The sequence below is a fragment of the Micromonospora tarapacensis genome (assembly GCF_019697375.1).
Lineage (GTDB): Bacteria > Actinomycetota > Actinomycetes > Mycobacteriales > Micromonosporaceae > Micromonospora > Micromonospora tarapacensis.
In genome coordinates this window covers 3,442,235-3,465,862 of record NZ_JAHCDI010000004.1, presented here as the reverse complement: position 1 = coordinate 3,465,862, position 23,628 = coordinate 3,442,235, and the positions used below count along the sequence as shown (strand labels likewise).

The 23,628-nt window shown below is 72.2% G+C and carries 21 protein-coding genes and 4 pseudogenes; 13 read left to right on the top strand and 12 right to left on the bottom strand.

The window, feature by feature from the left end; all coding sequences use genetic code 11:
* Positions 1 to 6: 6 nt before the first annotated feature.
* The 3 genes and pseudogenes from KIF24_RS34670 to KIF24_RS21555 form a co-directional block, all read left to right on the top strand.
* Positions 7 to 1,224 (top strand): annotated as a pseudogene (locus tag KIF24_RS34670) (LAGLIDADG family homing endonuclease); the annotation flags it as partial.
* 24 nt (positions 1,225 to 1,248) lie between these two features.
* A pseudogene (locus KIF24_RS34665) lies at positions 1,249 to 2,487 on the top strand (TSCPD domain-containing protein); the annotation flags it as partial.
* Positions 2,488 to 2,698: 211 nt separating this feature from the next.
* Positions 2,699 to 3,670, top strand: a complete 972-nt coding sequence (locus KIF24_RS21555; RefSeq protein ID WP_221085573.1) for a DUF2332 domain-containing protein — start codon at positions 2,699 to 2,701, stop codon at positions 3,668 to 3,670.
* A 58-nt stretch (positions 3,671 to 3,728) separates the two neighbouring features.
* Here the strand turns inward: KIF24_RS21555 and KIF24_RS21550 are convergent, their stop codons facing one another.
* Entirely contained in the window at positions 3,729 to 4,982 is a 1,254-nt protein-coding gene (locus tag KIF24_RS21550; protein WP_407939946.1) for an RNA polymerase sigma factor, read from the bottom strand.
* Positions 4,979 to 5,320 (bottom strand): YciI family protein, encoded by a 342-nt coding sequence (locus tag KIF24_RS21545; protein ID WP_221085572.1) that lies wholly within the window; start codon positions 5,318 to 5,320, stop codon positions 4,979 to 4,981. The genes KIF24_RS21550 and KIF24_RS21545 overlap by 4 nt, the downstream gene beginning before the upstream one ends.
* A gap of 208 nt (positions 5,321 to 5,528) precedes the next feature.
* Between KIF24_RS21545 and KIF24_RS21540 the strand changes: the two genes are divergently transcribed.
* The gene (locus tag KIF24_RS21540) at positions 5,529 to 5,768 is read left to right on the top strand and encodes a DUF5522 domain-containing protein (RefSeq protein ID WP_221085571.1); all 240 of its coding nucleotides are present in this window, start codon (positions 5,529 to 5,531) and stop codon (positions 5,766 to 5,768) included.
* Positions 5,769 to 5,775: 7 nt separating this feature from the next.
* On the opposite strand, the gene KIF24_RS21535 is transcribed toward KIF24_RS21540, so the two are convergent.
* Positions 5,776 to 6,465 (bottom strand): metal-dependent transcriptional regulator, encoded by a 690-nt coding sequence (locus tag KIF24_RS21535; RefSeq protein WP_221085570.1) that lies wholly within the window; start codon positions 6,463 to 6,465, stop codon positions 5,776 to 5,778.
* Between the two features lie 99 nt (positions 6,466 to 6,564).
* On the opposite strand from KIF24_RS21535, the gene KIF24_RS21530 reads away from it, so the two are divergent.
* From KIF24_RS21530 to KIF24_RS21520, 3 genes and pseudogenes are all read left to right on the top strand, one after another.
* Positions 6,565 to 7,422, top strand: coding sequence for a sulfurtransferase (locus tag KIF24_RS21530; RefSeq protein WP_221085569.1), 858 nt, complete (start codon positions 6,565 to 6,567; stop codon positions 7,420 to 7,422).
* Positions 7,423 to 7,478: 56 nt separating this feature from the next.
* On the top strand, positions 7,479 to 8,660 hold the full coding sequence (locus tag KIF24_RS21525) for an acetoin utilization protein AcuC (RefSeq protein WP_221085568.1): 1,182 nt from the start codon (positions 7,479 to 7,481) through the stop codon (positions 8,658 to 8,660).
* Between the two features lie 30 nt (positions 8,661 to 8,690).
* Positions 8,691 to 11,245 (top strand): annotated as a pseudogene (locus tag KIF24_RS21520) (bifunctional acetate--CoA ligase family protein/GNAT family N-acetyltransferase).
* Positions 11,246 to 11,303: 58 nt separating this feature from the next.
* On the opposite strand, the gene sigB reads toward KIF24_RS21520, so the two are convergent.
* On the bottom strand, positions 11,304 to 12,314 hold the full coding sequence (sigB, locus tag KIF24_RS21515; RefSeq protein ID WP_221085567.1) for an RNA polymerase sigma factor SigB: 1,011 nt from the start codon (positions 12,312 to 12,314) through the stop codon (positions 11,304 to 11,306).
* Positions 12,315 to 12,590: 276 nt separating this feature from the next.
* Between sigB and KIF24_RS21510 the strand changes: the two genes are divergently transcribed.
* The gene (locus KIF24_RS21510; protein ID WP_221087482.1) at positions 12,591 to 13,379 is read left to right on the top strand and encodes a sporulation protein; all 789 of its coding nucleotides are present in this window, start codon (positions 12,591 to 12,593) and stop codon (positions 13,377 to 13,379) included.
* A gap of 28 nt (positions 13,380 to 13,407) precedes the next feature.
* Here KIF24_RS21510 and dtd read toward each other — a convergent pair whose 3' ends face one another.
* Together dtd and KIF24_RS21500 are read right to left on the bottom strand one after the other, a co-directional pair.
* Positions 13,408 to 13,830 carry a D-aminoacyl-tRNA deacylase gene (gene dtd, locus KIF24_RS21505; protein ID WP_221085566.1) on the bottom strand — a complete coding sequence of 141 codons (423 nt, stop codon included), beginning with the start codon at positions 13,828 to 13,830 and terminating at the stop codon, positions 13,408 to 13,410.
* The gene (locus KIF24_RS21500; RefSeq protein ID WP_221085565.1) at positions 13,830 to 15,314 is read right to left on the bottom strand and encodes a DUF7782 domain-containing protein; all 1,485 of its coding nucleotides are present in this window, start codon (positions 15,312 to 15,314) and stop codon (positions 13,830 to 13,832) included. Before KIF24_RS21500 ends, dtd begins: the two co-directional genes overlap by 1 nt.
* A 178-nt stretch (positions 15,315 to 15,492) precedes the next feature.
* Here KIF24_RS21500 and KIF24_RS21495 point away from each other — a divergent pair, with 178 nt between their 5' ends.
* Entirely contained in the window at positions 15,493 to 16,713 is a 1,221-nt protein-coding gene (locus KIF24_RS21495; RefSeq protein ID WP_221085564.1) for a S8 family peptidase, read from the top strand.
* Positions 16,714 to 17,020: 307 nt separating this feature from the next.
* On the opposite strand, the gene darG is transcribed toward KIF24_RS21495, so the two are convergent.
* On the bottom strand, positions 17,021 to 18,085 hold the full coding sequence (gene darG / locus KIF24_RS21485) for a type II toxin-antitoxin system antitoxin DNA ADP-ribosyl glycohydrolase DarG (RefSeq protein ID WP_221085563.1): 1,065 nt from the start codon (positions 18,083 to 18,085) through the stop codon (positions 17,021 to 17,023).
* A gap of 5 nt (positions 18,086 to 18,090) precedes the next feature.
* The gene (gene darT / locus KIF24_RS21480; RefSeq protein ID WP_221085562.1) at positions 18,091 to 18,765 is read right to left on the bottom strand and encodes a type II toxin-antitoxin system toxin DNA ADP-ribosyl transferase DarT; all 675 of its coding nucleotides are present in this window, start codon (positions 18,763 to 18,765) and stop codon (positions 18,091 to 18,093) included.
* Between the two features lie 141 nt (positions 18,766 to 18,906).
* Here darT and KIF24_RS21475 point away from each other — a divergent pair, with 141 nt between their 5' ends.
* Positions 18,907 to 19,488, top strand: coding sequence for an HhH-GPD-type base excision DNA repair protein (locus KIF24_RS21475; protein WP_221085561.1), 582 nt, complete (start codon positions 18,907 to 18,909; stop codon positions 19,486 to 19,488).
* 101 nt (positions 19,489 to 19,589) lie between these two features.
* On the opposite strand, the gene KIF24_RS21470 is transcribed toward KIF24_RS21475, so the two are convergent.
* The gene (locus tag KIF24_RS21470; RefSeq protein ID WP_221085560.1) at positions 19,590 to 19,901 is read right to left on the bottom strand and encodes a BrnA antitoxin family protein; all 312 of its coding nucleotides are present in this window, start codon (positions 19,899 to 19,901) and stop codon (positions 19,590 to 19,592) included.
* A gap of 2 nt (positions 19,902 to 19,903) precedes the next feature.
* A complete protein-coding gene (locus KIF24_RS21465) occupies positions 19,904 to 20,203 on the bottom strand; it encodes a hypothetical protein (protein WP_331461237.1) in 300 nt (99 codons plus the stop codon).
* A 106-nt stretch (positions 20,204 to 20,309) separates the two neighbouring features.
* On the opposite strand from KIF24_RS21465, the gene KIF24_RS21460 reads away from it, so the two are divergent.
* Positions 20,310 to 20,675, top strand: coding sequence for a DUF3099 domain-containing protein (locus tag KIF24_RS21460; protein WP_221085559.1), 366 nt, complete (start codon positions 20,310 to 20,312; stop codon positions 20,673 to 20,675).
* Positions 20,676 to 20,698: 23 nt separating this feature from the next.
* On the opposite strand, the pseudogene KIF24_RS21455 reads toward KIF24_RS21460, so the two are convergent.
* Both KIF24_RS21455 and KIF24_RS21450 read right to left on the bottom strand, forming a co-directional pair.
* Positions 20,699 to 21,576: pseudogene (locus KIF24_RS21455) on the bottom strand (carbohydrate kinase family protein).
* Positions 21,577 to 21,641: 65 nt separating this feature from the next.
* The gene (locus KIF24_RS21450; protein ID WP_221085558.1) at positions 21,642 to 22,574 is read right to left on the bottom strand and encodes a pseudouridine-5'-phosphate glycosidase; all 933 of its coding nucleotides are present in this window, start codon (positions 22,572 to 22,574) and stop codon (positions 21,642 to 21,644) included.
* A gap of 88 nt (positions 22,575 to 22,662) precedes the next feature.
* Here KIF24_RS21450 and KIF24_RS21445 point away from each other — a divergent pair, with 88 nt between their 5' ends.
* Together KIF24_RS21445 and KIF24_RS21440 are read left to right on the top strand one after the other, a co-directional pair.
* Entirely contained in the window at positions 22,663 to 22,881 is a 219-nt protein-coding gene (locus KIF24_RS21445; RefSeq protein ID WP_221085557.1) for a DUF3039 domain-containing protein, read from the top strand.
* 40 nt (positions 22,882 to 22,921) lie between these two features.
* Positions 22,922 to 23,578 carry a trimeric intracellular cation channel family protein gene (locus KIF24_RS21440; RefSeq protein ID WP_221085556.1) on the top strand — a complete coding sequence of 219 codons (657 nt, stop codon included), beginning with the start codon at positions 22,922 to 22,924 and terminating at the stop codon, positions 23,576 to 23,578.
* Positions 23,579 to 23,628: the final 50 nt, after the last annotated feature.

Sequence of the window (23,628 nt, the reverse complement as noted above, 5' to 3'; positions counted from 1 at the left end):
GGTCTGATGCGGCTGGGTGAGATCGGCGACGTGTACGGCGACCGTTGGCAGGACCTCGACATGCGGGTCTCCACCGACGAGGGCGCCCGACGGGCCACCAGGTTCTTCGTCAACGGCGAGGAGCCGACCCGGCGGGTGGTCACCGACGGCGGCTACGCGATCCAGGGCACCCTCGCCCACCGGATCAAGGTCGTCGACCCGCAGAGCGGTGAGTGGGTCTGGAAGCGGATGGCCGAGGTCGCCCCGGGCGATCTCGTACCGATGCAACTCGGCACGCTGGTCGGCGAGCCGCGGCGGGTACCGCTACCGGTGCTCGACCAGGCCTACTACGCCGGTGACCGCCGGATGCACGTCCCCGACCACGTCGACGGGGATCTCGCAGAACTGGTCGGCTACTTCATGGGCGACGGCAGCCTGCACGCCAAGGGCATCCGGTTCTGCGTCGCCGACGCGGACCTGGATGTCGTCGAGCGGCTCCGGGTGCTCGGCAAGGGACTCTTCGGTCTGGAGCCGGTGGTCACCGCTCAAACCGGCTACCAGGAGGTGACCCTGCAATCCGTGCGCCTCGCCCGCTGGTGGCAGGCAGCCGGGTTCGCCAAGAACCTGCCGCATGTCGACCACACCGGCAAGGGCTGGTCGCCCCGGGTGCCGTCGGCGATCCTGGAGACCAACGACGTCGCCGTGTACGCGGCGTTCCTGCGCGGGCTCTTCGAGGCGGACGGGACGGTTGCCGCCGGAGTGCCGTCGGTCTCGACGTCGACCGAATCGTTCGCCGCCGAGCTGCGTACGCTGCTGCTCGCGCTCGGCATGGCCACCACCACCCGTCGCGCGACCAGCGGCCTGGGCTCGGATGTGTGGCAGGTCCGGCTGCGCAACATGGAGCACGCACTGGCTTTCGAGGAGGTCGTCGGCTTCATCGGCGAGCGCAAGGCCCAGCTGCTGGTCGTCGAGCCGGCGCAGACCGGCAACCGGGACCGGATCCACCTGCCCGAGGCGGTGTGGGAGCTGCTGGTGCCGGCCGGGCACGAGCTGCGGGACGTCGTCGTGCAGTCGCTGCGCAGGACCGGGGGCGTTCCCCGGACGGTGGCGATGCGGATCTTCGCGGGGACCGGCGACGACCGGCTCGGGCACGCGCTCGGCTACCTGTTCGAGATGGTCGCGGCGAACGAGGACGGCGGCATCCAGCCGACCTACGACCTGTCGGTGCCGGAGAACGTCACGTACGTCGCGTCGGGCTTCGTCAGCCACAACACCATCGGCCTGATGATGGACTGCGACACCACCGGCGTCGAGCCGGACCTGGCGCTTGTCAAGTTCAAGAAGCTGGTCGGCGGCGGCTCGATGCAGATCGTCAACCAGACGGTGCCGCGCGCCCTGCGCTCCCTCGGCTACCCGGAGGAGCAGGTCGAGGCGATCATCGAGCACATCGCCGACCAGGGGCACGTGATCGACGCTCCCGGCCTCAAGCCGGAGCACTACCCGGTCTTCGACTGCGCCATGGGTGAGCGGTCCATCGCGCCGATGGGTCACGTGCGGATGATGGCGGCGGTCCAGCCGTTCATCTCCGGCGCCATCTCCAAGACGGTCAACATGCCGGAGCAGGCGACCGTCGAGGACGTCGAGAAGATCTACTTCGAGGGCTGGAAGCTCGGCCTCAAGGCCCTCGCGATCTACCGGGACAACTGCAAGGTCGGCCAGCCGCTGTCGGTGGCGAAGAAGAAGGCCGTCGAGCCGGAGGCGACCATCACGGCCGTCGAACCGGTGGTGGAGAAGGTCGTCGAGTACCGCCCGGTGCGCAAGCGGCTGCCGAAGAAGCGCCCGTCGGAGACCATCTCGTTCTCGGTCGGCGGCGCCGAGGGCTATCTCACCGCGTCGTCCTACCCGGACGACGGCCTCGGCGAGGTCTTCCTCAAGATGTCGAAGCAGGGCTCGACCCTGGCCGGCGTGATGGACGCCTTCTCGGTGGCCATCTCCATCGGGCTTCAGTACGGCGTCCCGCTGGAGACGTTCGTCAGCAAGTTCACCAACATGCGCTTCGAGCCGGCCGGCATGACCGACGACCCGGACGTGCGGATGGCCGCGTCGGTGATGGACTACATCTTCCGTCGCCTGGCGCTGGACTTCCTGCCCTACGAGCGCCGCGCCGAGCTGGGCATCTTCACCGCCAAGGAGCGGGCCGCCCAGCTCGCGGCCGAGGCCGAGGCCGAGGCGAACGGCACGGACCTCACCGCGATGGCCGCCTCCGCCCCGGTGGAGGCGAAGCCGGAGGAGCCGAAGGCCGGCCCGGTCGCCCAGCCGGCCCGGGAACTGGCCGAAGCCGCCGCCGTCAAGCCGGCACCGCCGGTCGGCTCCAGCACCGAACTGCTGGAGGCCGTGATCGGCAAGGCCGCCGACGCACCGCTCTGCTTCACCTGCGGTACGAAGATGCGCCCGGCCGGCAGCTGCTACGTCTGCGAGGGCTGCGGCTCCACCAGCGGCTGTAGCTGAGGTACGCAATACGCGACGAGCCCCGGGCGGGTGACCGCCCGGGGCTCGCTCGATTCTTGGGATCTTGGGACGAAACGGCCCTCCCAGGGGCACTTTCGTCCCAAGATCCCAAGAATCACGTGGCGGCAGCGCATCGAACCGTTCCCCGTCACGGCGGACGTGGCGATCCGCCCGCGAGGCGGGGTGTGGGGGTTGCTGCCATCATCGGTGGATGACGATCGCCGAGCGGTACACCAGGTTTGCCGAGCGCGAGGTGCGCGGGGTTTCGCCCGCCTACGAGCGGCTGGCGCGCTGGGTGTCCGGCGACGACGAACTGCTCGCCCTGCTCGGCGCCCTCCCGCCGGCCGCGCAGCAGCCCAACCTGCTCTTCGCCGTGGTCCGTCTGCACAACGGCCCGGTCGAGGATCCGGCGGCGTTCGGCGCGTACGCCGTCGGGAACTGGCCGGCGATCGAGGCGGAGATCCGTCACCGGGTGACGCAGACCAACGAGGCCGGTCGCTGTGCCGTGCTGCTGCCGGTGCTCGCCGCGTTGCCGCAGCCCCTCGCCCTGCTGGAGGTCGGCGCCGCCGCCGGGCTCTGCCTCTTCCCCGACCGGTACGCCTACCGCTACGGCGGCGGCTCGACGGCGGCCAGGCCGAGCTGGTCCGGTCGCCACCTGCTCGGCGCGGGCGAGCCGGTCCTCGACTGCATCGCCAGCAACCTGGCGCCGCCGGCCCGCCGGCCGGAGGTGGTGTGGCGGGCCGGGCTGGACCTGAACCCGCTCGACGTGACGGATCCGGCGGATGTCGCCTGGCTGGACGCGTTGATCTGGCCGGAGCACGAGCATCGGCGTGCCCGGCTGCGGGCCGCGGCGGCCGTCGTCGCCGCGGACCCGCCGCTGCTGGTCCGCGGCGACCTGGTGGACGACCTGCCGGCGCTGGCGGCACAGGCGCCGGCCGACGCGACCCTGGTGGTGTTCCACACGTCCGTGCTCTACCTGGTGCCGCAGCCGCGCCGGGCGGCCTTCGTCGAGGTGGTACGCGGGCTGCCCGGGCACTGGGTCGCCAACGAGGCGCCGACGGTGCTGCCGTACGAGGGGCTGCCGCGGCCACCGATCGACGCGCACCTCAACGTGCTCGCGCTCGACGGCCGGCCGCTCGCGTGGACCAGGGGCCACGGCCAGGAGATCAGCTGGTTCGGATAGCGGCCGTCGGGCGGGCCGGCCGGGGCGGCTCGGTTGCCACCCGGGACCGGCCGCCGGCTCACGACTCGGTCGTCTCGGCGAGGCGGGCGGTGAGGAACTCCCGTTCGGCGTCGTTGTCGACCAGGTCCAGTGCGGCCCGGTACGCCCGGGCCGCCTCCGCGTTCCGGTCGAGCCGGCGCAGCAGGTCGGCGCGGATCGCCGGGAGGTAGTGGTAGCCGGTGAGGCGGGTGTCCCGGGCGAGCGCGTCGACCTCGGCGAGCGCCGTGGCAGGTCCGTCCACCATCGACACGGCCACCGCCCGGTTCAGCGCGACGACCGGCGAGGGCCAGGACCGGCCCAGCGCGTCGTAGAGGGTGATGATCTGTGGCCAGTCGGTCGCGGCGTAGCTGGGCGCCAGGGCGTGCAGGGCGGCTATGGCGGCCTGGAGCGCGTGCCGGCCGGCCCGTCCGGTGCGGAACGCGTCGACCACCAGGTGGTGACCCTCGCCGATGGCGGTCCGGTCCCAGGCGGCGCGGTCCTGCTCCGCCAGCCGCAGCAGCCGGCCGTGCGCGTCGACGCGGGTGTCCCGGCGGGCGTCGGTGAGCAGCAGCAGCGCGAGCAGCCCGCGTACCTCCGGTTCGTCGGGCATCAGGGCCAGCAGCATCCGGTTCAGGTGCAACGCGCGCTGCACCAGGTCGGCGCGGATCAGCTCGTCGCCGGTGGGCGCGGTGTGCCCGGTGGTGTAGAGCAGGTGCACGACGGTGAGCACCGCGTCCAGTCGCTCGGGCAGCTCGGCGGCCTCGGGCACCCGGTAGGGGATCCGGGCGGCGGAGATCTTCTTCTTGGCCCGGGTGATCCGGGCCGCCATCGTCGGCTCGGTGACCAGGAAGGCGCGGGCGATGTCGGCCGTGCTCACCCCGCAGACCAGGCGCAGGGTGAGCGCCACCTGCGCCTCGCGGGCGATCGCCGGATGGCAGCAGGTGAAGACCAGGCGCAACCGGTCGTCCGGCACGGCGACCTCGTCGGGGATGTCGATCTCCGCCTCGTCCGGTTCCACGAGCAGGGGCAGCTTGGTGCGGAAGACCTGCCGCCGGCGCAGCACGTCGAGGGCCTTGCGCCGGGCGGTCGCGGTGAGCCACGCACCGGGCTTCTGCGGTACGCCGTCGCGCCCCCACGCACCCAACGCGGCGACGTACGCCTCCTGGACGCACTCCTCGGCGAGATCGAAGTCACCGGCGACGCGCGCCGTCGCGGCGAGCACGAAAGCCCACTCGCGACGGTGCGCGTCGGCCACCGCGCGTTCCGCCGCGACGCGGTGTGGAGCGCTGCTCACTCGGCCGGCGGCACGAACAGTGGCCGGACCTCCACCCCGCCGTCGATGGTGGCCGGGTTGAGCCTGGCGATCTTCAGGGCGACGTCCAGGTCGGGCGCCTCCAGGATGAAGAACCCGGCGACGACCTCCTTGGCCTCGACGAACGGGCCGTCGGTGACGAGGTCGCCGCGCACGGCCGTGGCCGTGGTGCTCGGCTGGAGCGCGAAGCCGGTCAGGATCTGCCCGCCCAACTCGGCCACCTGCGCCGGGTACCGTTCCAGCAGCGCCGCGTAGTCGGGCGTCAGGTCCATCGGGTCGGCCGGCGCCGGCGAGTAGATCAGGACTGCGTACTGGGCCATGGTGTTCTCCCTCGGTCGGTGTCCCATCCTCTGTTCCACCGGCGGACGAGGCCAGCCCGAATCGACAGCGGGCGGAGAACGTCCGCCGGTGGACTCGGTTGCGCTCTCAGCTCGACAGGCAGCGGACCGCACGGGTCCAGCCGGAGTGCCGCCCGGACGGCCCCCGGACCTCGCCGGCTTTCCGGGAACCGCACTAGACTGCGTCCGGATGAGCGGAGAGCGACGGCCCCTGGCGGCGCGGCCCCTGACCGAGCCGCACCCGTCCCGGCTGTCGCCCGAGCACCCCGGGCGGGAGCGGATCCTGAGCGCCCACGCCGTCGCGCTGGCCGCCGGGGACGCCGGCTATCCCGACCCCGACAGCGGGCTGTTCGTGCTCACCGCGGGTTTCCTGGCCCGCCGGGGCACCTGCTGCGGCCGGGGTTGCCGGCACTGCCCGTACGTGGACTGACTCCGCCTCAGACGGCGGCGACGAAGACCCGGGACGCCACCTCGCGGGGCAGCCGTACGCTCTCGCCGGAACGGTCGACCGCCACGCCGTCGCGTTCCTGCGCCACCGTCACCGTCGCACCCGGGTCGACGCCGGCGGCATGCAACTGCCGGAGCACCTCCCCGTCGGTCTGCACGCTCTCGCAGATCCGCCGGACGATCACCTTGCCGGTGAGGCCGGGGAATGCCAGGTTGCGCTCACCGTCGGCCGACTCCGGCTCGGCCTGGCCGGGGGAACCCAGCTGCTCCAGCCCGGGGATCGGGTTGCCGTACGGCGACCGGGTCGGCCGGTTGAGCAGGTCGTAGACCCGCTTCTCCACCGCGTCGCTCATCACGTGCTCCCAGCGGCAGGCCTCTTCGTGGGCCTCCTCGTAGGGCATCCCGATCACGTTGACCAGCAGCAGCTCGGCGAGCCGGTGCTTGCGCATCACCGAGACGGCGCTGTTGCGCCCCTGTTCGGTGAGGGTCAGGTGCCGGTCGCCCTCGACGGTCAGCAGGCCGTCGCGTTCCATCCGGGCGACGGTCTGGCTGACGGTGGGGCCACTCTGGCGCAACCGTTCGGCGATCCGGGCGCGCAACGGCGGCACGCCCTCCTCCTCGAGTTCGAGGATGGTGCGCAGGTACATTTCGGTCGTGTCGACCAGGTCGTGTGACTTCATGGTGTCAGCGGCCCTCCAGTCGTCGATGCTACCCTGCCGCGCCCCGGATCCCGGCCGGCGAACCGCCGTCACCGTCACCCATGGTGTTGACTGGACGCCATGTCCGGTACCGAGGATCTTCTGGTCGAGGTCGGGCGGCTCAGCGCCGAACTCGACGGCGCCGACCCGCCGACCCTGCTCGACGTCCGCTGGCGGCTGGCCGGGCCGCCCGGGCGGGAGGACTACGCGGCGGGCCACCTGCCCGGCGCGGTCTTCGTCGACCTGGACACGGCGCTGTGCGGTCCGCCCGGTCCGGCCGGCCGGCATCCCCTGCCCGACCCGGCCGCGTTGCAGGCGGCGTTGCGAGCCGCCGGCGTGCGTGCCGGGCACCCCGTGGTGGTGTACGACGGCGGCGACGGGATGTCGGCGGCCCGCGCCTGGTGGACGCTGCGCTGGGCGGGTCACCGGCCGGTGCGGCTGCTGCCCGGCGGCTTCCCGGCCTGGACGGCTGCCGGCCTGCCGACCAGCACCGACCAGCCGGTCCCCGCACCCGGCGACGTGACCGTCCGCCCGGGTGCCCTGCCGGTGCTGGACGCCACGGCGGCCGCCCGGCTGGCCGCGGCCGGCGAGGGCATCCTGCTCGACGTGCGGGCCGCCCCGCGTTACCGGGGCGAGCACGAGCCGATCGACCCGGTCGCCGGCCACGTGCCCGCGGCGGTGAACCTGCCCGCCACCGAGTACGTCGCGCAGGGCCGCTTCCCAGCCGTCGCGGCGCTGCGCGAGCGCTTCGCCGGCGCCGGGGTGACCGACGCCGCGCCCGTCGGGGCGTACTGCGGCTCGGGAGTGACCGCCGCGCAGGCGGTACTCGCGTTGCACCTGGCCGGTCGCCCCGACGCCGCGCTCTACGTGGGGTCGTGGAGCAACTGGGTGGCCGACCCGGACCGGCCGGTCGCCACCGGCCCGGCACCCGACGCCTGACCGGTGTCCGACCCGGCCATCCGGCCGCCCGGCCGGCCCCGTGCGACCATGGGCAGATGTCCGACGACACGGTGGTGGTGTGGGACGAGTCGTTGCTCGCCTACGACCTCGGTGATCACCCGCTCGACCCGGTGCGGGTGGAACTGACCATCGCGCTCGCCCGGGAGCTGGGCATCCTGCAACGACCGGGGGTGCGGCTGGTCCGTCCGGCGCCCGCCGACGACGCGTTGCTGACCCGGGTGCACGACCCGCGCTACCTGGACGCGGTCCGGATCGCGCCGCGCGACCCGCTCTTCGCCGGCTTCGGTCTCGGCACCTCGGACAATCCGGTCTTCGAGGGAATGCACGAATCCAGTGCGCTGGTCGCCGGTGCCAGCGTGGCCGCGGCCGAGGCGGTCTGGCGTGGCGAGGCGCGTCGCGCGGTGAACGTGGCGGGCGGCCTGCACCACGCCATGCCCGCCCGGGCGGCCGGTTTCTGCGTCTACAACGACCCGGCGGTGGCCATCGCCCGGCTGCTCGACCTGGGTGCCGAGCGGATCGCGTACGTCGATGTCGACGTGCACCACGGCGACGGGGTGCAACAGGTCTTCTGGGACGACCCGCGGGTGCTGACGATCAGCCTGCACGAGACCCCGCTGGCGCTCTTTCCCGGCACCGGCTTTCCCGACGAGACCGGTGGCCCGAACGCCGCGGGCACCGCGGTCAACATCCCGCTGCCGCCGGGCATCGAGGACGCCGGCTGGCAGCGGGCCTTCCACGCGATCGTGCCGTCGGTGCTGCGCGCGTTCCGCCCGCAACTGCTGTTCACCCAGTGCGGGGCGGACGCCCACCGCCGCGACCCGCTCGCCGACCTGCACCTCTCCGTCGACGGCCAGCGCGCCACGTACCTGGCGTTGCGGGCGCTCGCCGACGAGCTGTGCGACGGCCGCTGGGTGGCCACCGGCGGTGGCGGGTACGCCCTGGTCGAGGTGGTGCCCCGGGCCTGGACGCACCTGCTGGCGGTGGCCACCGGCGCGCCGTTGGACCCGGCGACGCTGACGCCGCCGGCCTGGCGGGAACTGGCCACGGCCCGCCGTCCCGGCTTCGACGTGCCGCTGCGGATGACCGACGACGTCGACCCGGCGTACGAGCCGTGGCAGCCCACGGGCGAGCCGAACCCGGTGGACCGGGCGATCGCCGCGACCCGCAAGGCGGTCTTCCCGCTGCTCGGCCTCGATCCGCACGATCCGCGCGACTGACCGGGCCGCGCCGGGGGAGGTCCGTCCGAGGTGACCACAGCCGAACACGCCGTGGACGTGCTGCTCAGTGACGGCAGCACCGTCCAGCTGCGACCGATCCGCCCGTCGGACGCGCCGGCGGTCGTGGCGATGCACTCCCGGTTCTCCGAGCGCACCCGCTACCTGCGCTACTTCTCGCCGTACCCGCGGATCCCGGAGCGGGACCTGCGGCGCTTCGTCACGGTCGACCATCGCGACCGGGAGGCGTTCGTGGTGCTGGCCGGTGACCAGATCGTGGCCGTCGGCCGCTACGAGCGGCTCGGCCCGCAGGCTCCCGACGCCGAGGTCGCCTTCGTGGTCGAGGACGCCCACCAGGGGCGGGGCATCGGCTCGGTGCTGATGGAGCATCTCGCCGACGCCGCCCGGCGGGCCGGGATCGTCAACTTCGTGGCCGAGGTGCTCCCGGCCAACGGTCAGATGCTGCGGGTCTTCGCCGACTTCGGGTACCAGATCCAGCGTCAGTTCGCCGACGGCGTGGTGCACCTGAGCTTCCCGATCGCGCCCACCGAGGCGACCCTGGAGGTGCAGCGTGGGCGGGAACACCGCACCGAGGCACGCTCCATCGCCCGGCTGCTCGCCCCGCGCGGCGTCGCCGTCTACGGGGCCAGTGCCACCGGCCAGGGGTCGGCGCGGCGGTGCTCGGGCACCTGCGCGACGGCGGGTTCACCGGTTCGGTGGTGCCGGTGCACCCGAACGCCACCCGGGTCGGCGGCCTGCCCGCGTACCCGTCGGCGGCCGACGCCGGGCTCCCGGTCGACGTGGCCGTGGTGGCGGTGCCGCCGGAGGCCGCCCCGGCGGTGGTCGCCGACGCCGCGGCGGCCGGGGTGCACGGCCTGGTCGTCATCTCCGCCGGCTTCGCCGAGGCCGGGGTGGAGGGCGCCGCCGCGCAGCGGGCGCTGGTCCGCGCGGCGCACGCCGCGGGCATGCGGGTGATCGGCCCGAACTGCCTGGGAGTGGCCAACACCGACCCGACGGTACGCCTCAACGCGACCCTCGCCCCGCGTCTGCCGGTGCCGGGCCGGGTCGGCATCTTCAGCCAGTCCGGTGCGTTCGGTGTGGCGCTGCTGGCCGAGGCCGATCGGCGGGGGCTGGGCCTGTCCAGTTTCGTCTCGGCCGGCAACCGGGCCGACGTCTCCGGCAACGACCTGTTGCAGTACTGGCAGGACGATCCGGGCACCGACGTGATCATGTTGTATCTGGAGACCTTCGGCAACCCGCGCAAGTTCGCCCGGCTGGCCCGACGCATCGGCCGGGACAAGCCGGTGGTGGCGCTGGCGTCCCCGGCCCGCCCGCCCGGGGTGGGCGACGCCGCCGGCCCCGACGCCACGGCGGTCAGCGCACTGTTCGCCCAGTCCGGCGTGATCCGGGTGGACACCGTCGCCGAACTGCTCGATGTGGGGGTGCTGCTGGCCAACCAGCCGCTGCCCGCCGGCAACCGGGTCGGCATCGTGGGCAACTCCTCGGCGTTGACCGGGCTGGCCGCCACCGCCTGCGCCGCCCAGGGGCTGGCCGTCGCGGTCGGTTACCCGCGCGATGTCGGGCCCCGGGCCAGCGCCGCCGAGTTCGCCGAGGCGCTCGCCGGAGCCGCCGCCGACGAGTCCGTCGACGCCCTGGTGGCGCTGTTCGCGCCGCCGTTGCCCGGTCAGTTCACCGGCACCGAGGCCGACCTCACCGCGGCCCTGCCCGCCGCGCTGTCGGCCGGCAAGCCGGCGGTGGCGACGTTCCTGGTCGGTCGGGCGCCGGCCGGCATGCCGTCGTACCCGAGCGTCGAGGAGGCGGTCCGGGCGCTGGCCCGGGTCACCGCGTACGCCGACTGGCTGCGCCGGCCACCCGGGACACCACCCGAGCTACCCGACGTGGACCGGGGCGCCGTACAGGCGGCACTGCGGGCGGACGGCACCGAGCCGGAGGCGTTGTTGGCCGCGTACGGCATCGACGTAGTCGAATCGGTGCCGGTCGCGTCGGCGGACGCGGCGGTCGACGCGGCGGCGCGACTCGGGTTCCCGGTGGCGCTCAAGGCGGCTGCCGGTGGGTTGCGGCACCGCCTCGACCTCGGTGCCGTCCGACTGGACCTGCCCGACGCCGGCACCGTGCGTCGGGCCTATTCGGAGCTGGCGGCGGCCTTCGGCGGGGGCGTCCTGGTGCAGCCGATGGTGCCGCCCGGGGTGGCCTGTGTGGTGAAGCTGGTGGAGGATCCGGCGTTCGGGCCGGTGGTCGGCTTCGGGCTCGGCGGGGTCGCCACCGAGCTGCTCGGCGACCGGGCGTGGCGGGCGGTGCCGCTGACCGACACCGACGCCCTGGAGTTGGTCGACGAGCCGCGGGCGGCACCGCTGCTGCGCGGGCACCGGGGCGCCGTCCCGGTCGACCGCGCCGCACTGGCCGACCTGCTGCTGCGGGTCGGTCGGCTCGCCGACGAGCAGCCTCGGATGCGGTCGCTGACGCTGAACCCGGTGCTCGCCCGTCCCGACGGCCTCGCCGTGCTGCACGCCGCCGTCCGGGTCGGCTCCGCCGTCTCCCGCCCCGACACCGGCCCCCGCCGGCTGTGAGTGGTTCACGCAACTCGGCCCCGGCGGAACCGCCGGGGCCGAGTTGTGCGGGTCGGGTTCAGCAGGCGTACGCCTCCAGCCGCTGAGCCCGCTCCGGGGCCCGCAACTTGAGCAGCGTCACCTTCTCGATCTGCCGGATCCGTTCGCGGGAGAGGCCAAACTCGCGGCCGACCTCGTCCAGGGTGCGCTGCCGGCCGTCGTCGAGCCCGAACCGCAGCCGGATCACCGCCTGTTCGCGCTGGGACAGGGTGGCCAGCACGATGCTCACCTCGTTGCGAAGCTCACCGCGGGCGGCGGAGTCGCCCGGCTCGGCGGACGGGTCGACGGCGGCGACGAAGTCACCGAGTGCGCTCTCACCGTCCTCGCCGACGGCCTGGTCCAGGCTGACCGGCTCCCGGTCGTACGAGATCAGCTCGATCACCTGGAACTCCGGCACGTCGAGCGCGCGGGCGACCTCGGCGACCGTTGGTTCCCGACCCAGCGACACCGCCAGTTCCCTGCGGGCGCGGACCATCCGGTTCACCTGCTCGACCATGTGTACCGGGATGCGGATGGTGCGGGCCTGGTCGGCCATGGCTCGGGTGATGGCCTGGCGGATCCACCAGGTGGCGTAGGTGGAGAATTTGTAGCCCTTGGTGTAGTCGAATTTCTCGACGGCGCGGATGAGGCCGAGGTTGCCTTCCTGGATGAGGTCGAGGAAGGCCATGCCCCGGCCGGTGTACCGCTTGGCGATGCTGACGACCAGGCGGAGGTTGGCCTCCAGCAGGTGGTTCTTGGCGGCCCGGCCCTGCCGTGCCACCAGTTCCAGGTCGGCGCGCAGTTCCGGGGAGACCGGCGTGCAGGTGGCCAGTTTCTCGTCGGCGAACAGGCCGGCCTCGATCCGCTTCGCCAGGTCCACCTCCTGCGCCGCGGTCAGCAGCTTCGTCCGCCCGATTCCGTTGAGGTATGCCCGGACCAGGTCCGTGGAGACGCCCCGCTCGTCGGTGGCGTCCAGGTCGGTCAGGGTGTCGACGCCGTGCACCGTCTCGGTGCCGGTGTGTGTCCGGTGCTCCATCATCTGCAGGGCCATCTCTGTCTCTCCCCGTGTCCACGTCCGTGCCGTGTCCGCCCGGCCCAGTTCCGCCGGTGACACACAGCTTGGCGGGTCGGGCGTAAAACGGGAGTGAGGCGATCGGGGAACCGACAGCTGTTCGTGGCGGCCCGTCCGCCCTGAGTCGGCACTCCGTAACGGGCGCGGCGGTTCGGCCGGTTGGGCTTGTCCGCGCCGGTTACCGTGCCAGCGGTCGGCCGCCGGGTCGACGTACCGCCCCGTGAGTGGGCGGGCGATCGAACGATGGAGGAAATTGTGGTCTTCAAGCGGCTCATGCAGGCGATGGGCGTTGGCGGTCCGTCGGTGGAGACGGTGCTGGCGAACCCGAGCTGCCGGCCCGGCGGCCAACTGGAGGGCACCATCGCGGTCACCGGTGGCGACCACGGCGTGGACGTGTCGTACGTGGCGCTGGGCCTGCTCACCCGGGTCGAGGTGGAGAGCGGCGACAACGAGTACGCCACCAACCAGGAGTTCCAGCGGCAGCAGGTCACCGGCGCGTTCCGGCTGGAGGCGGGTCAGCGCTACGACGTCCCGTTCCGGTTCGACGTGCCCTGGGAAACCCCGCTCACCGAACTGTACGGGCAGCACCTGTCGGGGATGACCATGGGACTGAGGACGGAGCTGGAGGTGGCCCGCGCGGTCGACAAGGGTGACCTGGACGCGGTGGCGGTGCATCCGCTGCCGGCGCAGGAGCGTCTGCTGGAGGCGCTGCTGCGGCTCGGCTTCCGGTTCGCCCGGGCCGACGTGGAACGGGGGCATCTCTACGGCGCCCACCAGACGCTGCCGTTCTACCAGGAGATCGAGTTCTACCCGGCACCGCAGTACGCGGGCGCGATGAACCAGCTGGAGGTCACCTTCGTCACCGACCCTCGGCAGGTTCAGGTGGTGCTCGAACTGGACAAGCGCGGTGGGCTGTTCACCGAGGGCCGGGACGCCTTCGGCCGTTTCACCGTCGAGCACGCCTCGGCCGTCGGCGCCGACCTGGCCGCTCAGCTCGACGCCTGGCTGCGCCAGTCCCTGCAACGCCGCGGCCTGTTCGGCTGATCCGGGGCCGTGCCGGCGGACGGGCAGGTCAGAGATCGAGGAGAATGGTGCGCGGGCCGACGTTGACGCTCTCCACCAGCATGTGTGCCCGGAACCGGCCGGTCTGGACGGTGGCGCCTCGCTGCCGCAACGCCTCGACCACCGCTGCCACGATCGGTTCGGCCACCGCTGCCGGGGCCGCCGCCGTCCAGGTCGGGCGGCGGCCCTTGCGGGCATCGCCGTAGAGGGTGAACTGGCTGACCACCAGGATCGCCGCCCCGGCATCGGCCGCCGACCGTTCGTCGTCCAGGATGCGCAGCTCATGCACCTTGCGGGCCATCGCCCGGGCGGTCTCGGTGGTGTCGGTGTGGGTCACCCCGAGCAGCACCAGCAGCCCGTCGCCGATCGCACCGACGACCTCGCCGTCGACGCTGACGCTGGCCCGGCCGACCGTCTGCACCACCGCTCGCATCAGGCGGCCACCGGCTCGATGAAGCCCCGCTCGACCAGGTGCGCGACGATCGGGCCGGCCGCCTCGGCCAGCTCGTCGACGGTCACGTCATGGGCGGCGGCGAGCAGCGCGAGCTGGTCGCGCAGTGGCAGCCGCCCGTCGGCCCCACCCACCAGGGCCAGCACCAGCGGATCGATCTCCTCGGTCCAGCGCAGCCCGCCGGGCATGGCGAGGACCTGGCGGTCCACTGCCCAGCCGTCGGTGCCCATCGTCGCCTCCTGCCGGAGCTGGAGCCCGTCGGCGGCGCGGTAGCGCGCGACCAGCAGCCCGTCCGCGGCACGCTCGCGCAGCCAGCCCTGCCGTTCGAACCAGGCGGCGATCTGGTCGCCCATCGGCGCCTGGACCCGCTGGCGCAGGTCCTCCACGCGCCTCACCGGGTCGTCGTGGCCGCCCCGGCGCAGCGAGACGACGCCGAAGCCGATCGCCTCCACCTTGTGCGCGTCGAACCAGTCGAGCCAGTCGGCCATCCGCTGCGGGTCTGCCGCCTCCCCGACATCGGTCAACCACAGGTTGACGTACGCCATCGGGTCCGCGACCTCGCGCTGGATCACCCAGGCGTCCAGGCCGGTGCCGGCGAACCAGCCGGCCACCCGCTCGCCCCAGTCCTCGCCGGTCACGTGCACCCAGTTGGCGAGGTACTGCATGGTGCCGCCCTCGGTGAGCAGGCCGGGGGCGGCGGCGGCGAGTTCGGCGCCGATCGCGTCGCCGACGCGGCCGGAGTCGCGGTAGACGTGCGTGGTGGTCCCCGGCCCGACCACGAACGGCGGATTGCTCACCACCAGGTCGAAGCGGCGACCGGCGACCGGCGCCACCATGTCACCGTGCAGCAGCTCCCAGTCCTGTCCGTTGAGCGCGGCGGTGGTGGCGGCGAACCGCAACGCGCGCCGTGAGACGTCGGTGGCGGTGACCTGCCGGGCGTGGGTGCCCAGGTGCAGTGCCTGTACGCCCGAGCCGGTGCCCAGGTCGAGTGCGCTCTGCACCGGCCGCCGGATGGCGGCGCCGATCATCGTCTGGGTCGCCCCGCCGATGCCCAGGACGTGCTCGGCAGGCAGCGCGTGGCCGGGGCGGGCGCTGGCGGGCACGTCCGCGAGCACCCACCACTCGTCGCCGTACGGTTCCAGGTCCAGCCCCATCCGCAGCCCACCGTCGTGCCGTTCGACCAGACCAGCGTCGAGCGCCTCGGCGATCGACAGCGGTGCCAGCGCGGCGGCGACGGCGGCCTCCGGCTCGGTCTGCTCGCAGATGAACACCCGGATCAGGGTGGCGAGCGGATCCCGGTCGGCGGTGGTCCGCAGCGCGGCCCGGAAGTCGTTGCGGGCCACGCCACCGGTGGCCTGCGGGCCGAGCCGCCCGGCGATGCCGTTGGCGGTGAAGGTGGCCTGGGTCAACGCGGTCCGCAGCGCCTCGACGCCGGCGGGGGAGAGCAGCATGTCGTGTCCGTCCACACCGACATCCTGCCTGGTGAGGAGGTTCCGGGTGGGGCCGCCCGTGACAGAATCAGCAAATCGACGAACGTCTCTGTCATGTTCATCGATGGAACGCTAGCATCTCCTCCAACTCAGTCCATGGCGCGGACCGCCCGGCCAGAAGCCCGGTCGGCCGTCCAGGTAAGGGAGGCAGACGATGTCCTCAGGGTCCACCGTGCGACGGCAGCTCATCCGAGCGTTCGCCGTCGTCGCCACCGCGGCGGCCGTATCCGCGGCCAGCACCACCGCGGCGGTCGCCGCACCCACCGGCGAGATCCGCGGTGCTGGCGCGTCCAACGCGATCAGCGGAAGCTACCTGGTCGTCCTGCGCACCGACACGGTCGGTGCCGCCGGCTCGTCGAAGGCCCGCACCGCGGTGCCGGACCGGGCCAGTGCCCTGGTCAAGCGGTACGGGGGAAGTGTCTCCGACACGTACAGCGCGGCACTGACCGGCTTCGCCGCGAAGATGACCCCGGCCCAGGCGGCGCGCCTCGCCGCCAACCCGGCCGTGGCCTACGTGGAGCAGGACCAGGTGGTCACGATCCAGGCGACGCAGACGAACCCGACCTGGGGCCTGGACCGCATCGACCAGCGGAACCGGCCACTGAGTGGCACCTTCACCTACCCGAACACCGCCTCGAACGTGCGGGCCTACATCATCGACACCGGCATCCGGACCAGCCACAGCCAGTTCGGCGGCCGGGCCAGCTGGGGCACCAACACGGTGGACAGCAACAACACCGACTGCAACGGCCACGGCACCCACGTCGCCGGCACGGTCGGTGGCTCCACGTACGGCGTGGCCAAGGCGGTCCGGCTGGTCGCGGTGAAGGTGCTCAACTGCTCCGGCGGCGGCACCGTCACCAGCGTGGTCAACGGCGTGAACTGGGTGACCGCCAACGCGGTCAAGCCGGCCGTGGCGAACATGAGCCTCGGTGGTGGGGCCAGCAGCTCCATCGACAACGCCGTGCGTAACTCGATCGCCTCGGGCGTCAGCTACGCCGTCGCGGCGGGCAACTCCAGAGCCAACGCCTGCAACTACTCGCCGGCCCGTACCTCGACCGCGATCACCGTCGGCTCGACGACCAGCACCGACGCCCGCTCGTCGTTCTCCAACTACGGTTCCTGCGTGCACATCTTCGCGCCCGGATCGAGCGTGCTGTCCGCGTACCACACCAGCAACACCGCGACCAGGACGCTCAACGGCACCTCGATGGCCTCGCCGCACGTGGCCGGCGCCGCCGCCGTCGTGCTCGGGGCCAACCCCTCCTGGTCGCCGGCCCAGGTCAAGAGCTACCTGACCAGCAATGCCACCACCGGCGTGGTGACCAGCCCCGGCTCGGGCTCGCCGAACCGGCTGCTGTTCGTGGTCAACTGACCCGGTCGTGAACCGGCCCGGCGGACCGCTCGACCCGAGTCCGCCGGGCCGCCGCACGCAACCGCCGCACCCGTTTCCACCGGCCGCACCCGGCCGCCGGTCGGGGCCGAACGCGAGTGGCCGGTGGTGGACCGGGCGTCGCGTCACGTCCTGGGTCGGCAGCGGGCAGGATGGAGGGCATGACGCTCGCACTGCCCATCGACCCGGAGGCCGGCCGGCTGCTGACGCGCAACCCGCTGGCCCTACTCGTGGGGATGGTTCTCGACCACAGCATGCCCCGCCCATAGGAGGAAGCGGACCGGCCCAATCAGGCTGGCAGAAGCTTGTGCTCCTGTAGACGGGCTGCGGCTACTCGTACGTGCTTATCTGTGAAGAGGCGAGCCTTGCGGAGGCTCCATGACGCCACTCGGTCAGCCAACTCGGCCGGCGCTGCTGTAAGGGGTGCCTGAACGGAAGCGAAGTGCACTGTGGCGAGTAGCTCCAGACTGTAAGGCGTTTCGAAGCCGTCAACCAGCTCCAGCAGCTCATCGATCCGCCGGATGACCTCATCCTCGCCTTGTAGGGCCGTACCGGCTGCCTCGGCGCTATGGGGGAGTGGGTTGATCGGAGCGAACTGGCTCACCGGTGCAGACCTATCGCCGATGCCCGACAGATAGTGACCCTCAAGGATGTCCAGCACGTGACCGAGGCTCGGCGCGTAGGGACCGTAGGTGCCCCGGTTGAACGCCAACCTGAGTGGTGTTCCTAGGACCTGGAGGAAGTAAGCAAGCTTTTGAACCTCCAGTTCACTGATCCCCTCCCGAACCTCTTGGAGCCGGGCACGATCGAGGTATCGGGCGATCGCGATCAATAGCACAGCGCGTAGGGGAGTCAAGGCCGGGGCTGGCGTCGCGTTGGGCATGGCGGCGGGCGCTGGAGCTCCTTCTGGCGGAAAAACCACGACGCGTACGTCGGGCATACGCTCGGCTGCCCGCTCGATCAACGGACGAACGTCGCTCCATCGCAAGCCACCATTGCCGCAGCCCAGGGCGGGTATGGCGATCGAGGTGATAGCTCGCTCGTTGACAACTTCAATTAGCGAGTCCAGCCCCGCTGCGATGTCCTCCAGACGGGAACCGCCACGCCAGTGTCGCTTGGTTGGGAAGTTCAGGATGTATCGACGGGGACCGAGCACCGCGTTGTCGAACGTCCATACCTGCCCCAGGCGAACCTCGCCCTTCGCGCAGGCAGCACGGTAAGCGCGGAAGTTTGCCGGGAATGCCCGTTTGAACTGCAACGCGATGCCCTTGCCCATTACGCCCACGGTGTTGACCGTGTTGACCAAGGCATCGACCTCCGCGGTAAGTAGGTTGCCGCGCCTGTCCTCGATCATGCTTCTCACCTCCTTCCGTACCCGTAGTACCAGTCTGGTCTGACGATAATCCGCTCCGCCAGCGGATGCCCTGCTAGGAGCGCTTGCACCCGCGAGTAGTGATGATCATCATGTACGCCGACCCACTGGATCAGCTGCGCGTCCAACCTTTGGTGAACCAAGAATTCTGCCTGACGCCTGCGCTGTCGGTCCATGTCGTCGGCCGTGTTGTTCCATCGCTCGGCAGTCATCAGCGGCCAGTCAATCATCTCGTTCAACGCCTGCAAGTCGGCAGTGAACTCCGTGGTCGCGGTGGCGGCGTTGCCATCGGTGCCGGCCCATCCCGATGCGGCGCCGACCGCAGACCCGACCTGGGTCAGGAGGTAGACGAGCGGTCGGTCTCCTCCTGGGTAGCAGTTCGGCTTGCTGTCCCGGTGATCGCAGGCGATCCGGTACATCATGGGCGATCTGGGGGCATAGTAGAACGGTACGTAGTCGCCCACCTGTCCGCCGGGTCCGGCCAGCACCGGTCGTCGACGACGGGACTCCTTGATCGCCGGGTCGCCGACCTCGGTGCGAGTCAGACCTTCGCGTGCAGCGAAGTCACAGGCGAGGTATCCCGAGTTGAAGATTGCCTCGATGTTGTCTACATGGGTGAAGTGGTAGATCCATCGACTTCTCACGTTGACTGCATCAGGCATGCCGAGCTGACTCCCGGTTCGCCGTCATGGCAGCTCGACTCCTGCGTCTCGTGGTCACCCCGGCGCAGACTCTATCGAACCATGTCTTGATTGCAGGCCATGCGACCCGGCGCTGCCGGCTGGGTGCGGCATCATTAGAGCATGGCGCTCTCCCTCCCCATCGATCCTGGCGCAAACGAACTTCTCAATCGGAATGTTCTGGCCCTACTCGTGGGGATGGTTCTCGACCAGCAGGTGTCGATGGAGAAGGCGTTCTCCTCGCCGTACGTGCTGGCCCAGCGGCTCGGGCACGACCTGGATGCCCGGGAGATCGCCGACCACGACCCGGAGGCCCTGGTGGCGCTCTTCGCCCGGCCGCCGGCCCTGCACCGGTTCCCCAAGGCCATGGCGGCCCGGGTGCAGGAGATGTGCCGGGTGCTGGTCGAGCGCTATGACGGCGACGCCGCCCGGCTCTGGGCCGATCCGGTCGACGGCCGGGAGCTGCTCGCGCGGATCACCGCGCTGCCCGGGTTCGGTCAGCAGAAGGGGCAGATCTTCCTCGCCCTGCTCGGCAAGCGGTTCGGCGTGCGACCGTCGGGCTGGCAGGAGGCGGCCGGCGGCTACGGGGATCCGGACGCCCATCGCTCCGTCGCCGATGTCACCGATGCCGAGTCGCTGCGCCTGGTGCGGGAGTACAAGCAGCAGATGAAGGCGGCGGCGAAGGCCAGGACCGCCGGGAACTGACCCGGGCCGCCGTCGACGGTGACCCAGGGACGGTCGATGGCGCCGAAGCGGGGCGGTGCCCACCTTTCGGCCGGGCGACGCTCGTCGGCCCGAAGCAGCGGTCAGGCCGCGCTCGGGTGGGCGAGGGAGGCGATGGCCCGCCGGACGTCGGCCAGCGAGACGGTGGCCGAGTCGTCCAGGTCGGCCAGCCCGGCCTCGATCCACTGCCGCATCAGCGTGGTCACGCCGATGCCCCGGGCGTCGGCGACGGCCCGGACCCGCTCGTACGTCTCCAGTGGCAGCCGGACCGAGCGGCTGACCATCGGGGTCTCGGTGTCGGGGTTGGCCAGCTCCACCGGGTGACTCTGGTCGATCAGATCGGCGAGCTGGTCGCCGCCGCTGTGGAACTGCTTGGTCGCGTCGTGACGGTTCATCGTCACCGCCTCCTCGTCTCCGGAGATCTCCGTACGGCCTCGTCATAGCGCTTGGCTTCGACGTCGCTCAGCTCGCGGGCGGAGAGGACGTCCCAGTCGTTGTCGGCACCGTCGGCCTCGGCGAGCAGCACGGCCACCCGGCGTCCCCGAGCGGTGGTGGCGTAGACCACCATCACGTCGTCGCCCAGGTGGCGGATCACCCGCCGGCTGCTGTGCAGCGCCTCCCAGACTTCCCGCGGTGTGACGTCGTAGACCGTCAGGTTGGCCAGCGCCTCGTCGGTGAAGCTGAACCTGCTGCCCACGGGGCCGAGCGTACCACGCAGGTAACACGATAGGCCCAGGGTGGCGAACATGGCCGCTGGCGCGGGCGGGGTGACAGGATGGGTGGTGACCCCGAGGAGGTTCACGGTGAAGCGTCAGGCGTACCGGCCGATCCTCATCACCGATGCCTCGCGCAGCCAGGGCGACCAACTGACCAGCCGGCAACGGCGGTACGTCGTGATGATGGGCATCCGGGTGGCCTGCGTGATCGTCGGCGCGGTCCTGGTCGGCGCGCAGGCGCCCCTGCTCTGGCTCTGGCTGCCGCTGGTCGCGCTCGGCATGGTGCTCATTCCCTGGCTCGCGGTGCTGCTGGCCAACGACCGGCCGCCGAAGGAGGAGCACCGGCTGATGAACCGCTTCTCGTCGCGTCCGCAGGCCGGGGCCGAGCCGCCGCCGATGAGCCTCACCGCCGAGGAGCGGGCGGCACACAAGGTCATCGACGTCGAGCCCTGAACCGCCCCGTCGGGCGCGGCCGTTCAGCCGGCCGGGCGCGCGCCGATCTGTGCGACCGCCGCCGCGCCGAGGTCGGTGGCCCGGCCCAGGGCGTCGCCCGGCGTCGCCCCGGCCAACCAGGCGGCCAACAGCCCGGCCGCGAAGGCGTCACCCGCCCCGGTCACGTCGAGCACCGCCACCCGGCGGCCCGGCGACGCGACCACGGTGGCGTCCCGATCGACCCAGGTTGCGCCGGCGCCGCCGCGCTTGACCACGACCCGTCGAGCCGAGGCGACCAGCGCCCGTCCCTGGGCCGCCGGATCGAGGCCGCCGGCCAGCACCGCGGCCTCGTCGGTGTTCACCAGCAGCAGGTCCACCTCGCGTACCCAGGCCAGGAAGGCCGCCGGCCCGGCCGAGCGCAGCGGTGCCGCCGACGACGCGTCGACACTGGTGGTGAGGCCGCGCTCGCGGGCGGCGGCCAGCGCGCGCAGGCCGGCGGGGCGGAGTCCGCGTCCAGCAGCGTGTACCCGGACAGGTGCAGGTGCGTGGCGTCCGGGGCAGCGGCCAGTGCCGCGTCGACCTGACCGGGGCGCAACCGCACGTTCGCCCCGCGCTCGGTGATCATGGTCCGTTCGTCGCCGCCGGCCAGCACGATGACGGTGCCGGTGGGGCATGCCGCGACCCGTTCCACCGCGCAGTCGACCCCGCTGGCGGTCAACTCCGCCACCCGGTCCCGACCCGCGGCGTCGTCGCCGACCGCGCCGACCAGGGTCACCGGCACGCCCTGCGCGGCGAGCCAGGACGCGGTGTTCGCCGCCTGCCCGCCACCGGTGAACCAGATCGCCGCCCGGGTGTCCGAACCGCGCTCCAGCGGCGCGTCCAGAACGGCCACCACGTCGGTGATCACGTCACCGACGACCAGGACGCGGCCGGTGCCGGCGCGCGGCGGTTCGGCGTCGGGCTCGACCGTCCGCCCACCTCGTTCGTTCACGCCGGGGCGTCACCACGGTCGGCGGCGGCGACCGCGATGCGGGCCGCGAGATCGGCGTTGCGCAGGATGATCCGGATATTGACCGCCAGGCTGGCACCCTCGGTGGCGGAGTGGAAGTGGGCCAGCAGGAACGGCGTGACGGCCTTGCCGCTCACCCCGTCACGCGCCAACCGGGCCAGCCCCTCGGCGAGCGTCCGGTCGTGCAGCTCCGGATCGAGCTGCTCCTCGACGGGCAGCGGGTTGGCGACGATCAACCCGCCGTGGTGCACGCCGTGCTGCTGCCGGGCGGCCAGCACGTCCGCGGCCAGCTCCGGCGAGTCGACCGACCAGTCCAGGTCGAAGCCGCCGTCGGTGATGAAGAAGCCCGGGAACCGGCGGGTGCGATAGCCGATCACGGCCACCCCGAGCGTCTCCAGCCGTTCCAGGGTGGCGCCCACGTCGAGGATCGACTTGACCCCGGCGCAGACCACCGCGATCGGAGTCCGGGCCAGGGTGACCAGGTCGGCCGACTCGTCGAAGGTCTGCGCGGCCTCCCGGTGCACCCCGCCCAACCCGCCGGTGGCGAACACGCCGATGCCGGCCGCGGCGGCCACGGCGCTGGTCGCGGCCACGGTGGTGGCGCCGTCCGCGCCGGTCGCGGCGGCCACCGCGAGATCGCGTACGGAGAGTTTGGTCACACCGTCGGCGGTGGCCAGCCGGGTCAGTTCGGCGTCGTCGAGGCCGACCACGAGTTCACCGGCGACCATGCCGATGGTGGCCGGCACCGCGCCGGCGTCCCGGACGGCCTGTTCGATCTGCCGGGCCACCCGGAGGTTGTCCGGCCGGGGCAGGCCGTGCGAGACGATGGTGCTCTCCAGGGCCACCACGGGACGGTGCTCGCGCAGCGCCCGGGCCACCTCGGTGCCGTAGCGAAGGTGAAAGTCGGTCACAATGGCTCACCGTACGCCCGCCGCACCGGTCACCTCAGGTGGACCGGGCCGGCGTGACCTGCCAGACTTGTCGGTCGGAGGTGCAGACGTGAGTACCCAGATCCTCGAGCGTCCGGAGCTGAAGGACGCCGACACCGGTCCCGAGATGTTCCATTACGTCCGCAAGGAAAAGATTGCCGAAAGTGCCGTCATGGGCACCTTCGTCGTGGCGCTGTGCGGGGAGAAGTTCCCGGTGACGAAGATCCCCAAACCGGGCTCGCCGGTCTGCCCGAAGTGCAAGGAGATCTACGACTCGTACCGGGAGTGAGCCGGTCCACCATCCGCGGGCGCCCGCGTAACCTGCGGCGGTGACCACCTCCACCGCCCTGCTCCTGGCCGACCTGGCCGGCGTCGCGGTCTTTGCCGCCTCGGGTGCGTCCGCGGCGGTGGCCAAGCGGCTCGACCTGTTCGGCGTCGTCTTCGTCGGCTTCGTCGCCGCCCTCGGTGGCGGGATCGTCCGGGACCTGGTGATCGACGAGGTCCCGCCGCTGGCGTTCGCCGACTGGCGCTACGCGACCACCGCCGCCGTCACCGCCGCGTCGGTCTTCTGGCTGCATCCCCAGCTGGCCAGGTTGCGGACCGCGGTACTGGTGCTGGACGCGGCCGGGCTCGGCCTGTTCACCGTCACCGGCACGCTCAAGGCCCTCGACGTCCAGGTTCCGCCGGTCGGCGCCTGCCTGATCGGCATGCTCACCGCGATCGGTGGCGGGCTGGGCCGCGACCTGCTCACCGGGGAGATCCCGGTGGTGCTGCGCCGGGAGATCTACGCCGTCGCCTCGCTCATCGGCTCGATCGTGGTGGCCCTCCTCGCCGCTCTCGGGCAAACCGGACCGATCCCGCTGACCGCCGCCGTGCTGCTGGTCTTCGGCATCCGCCTGGTGGCGCTGCGCCGGCGCTGGTCGGCACCGGTGGCCACGCTGCGTCCGCCGGGTGCCGGCATGGGTGGTCCGCCACCGCAGTGGTGAAGGGCACCGCGCTGACCGGTGTGGCGTCCGGTGGGCAGGGTGGCCAGCCC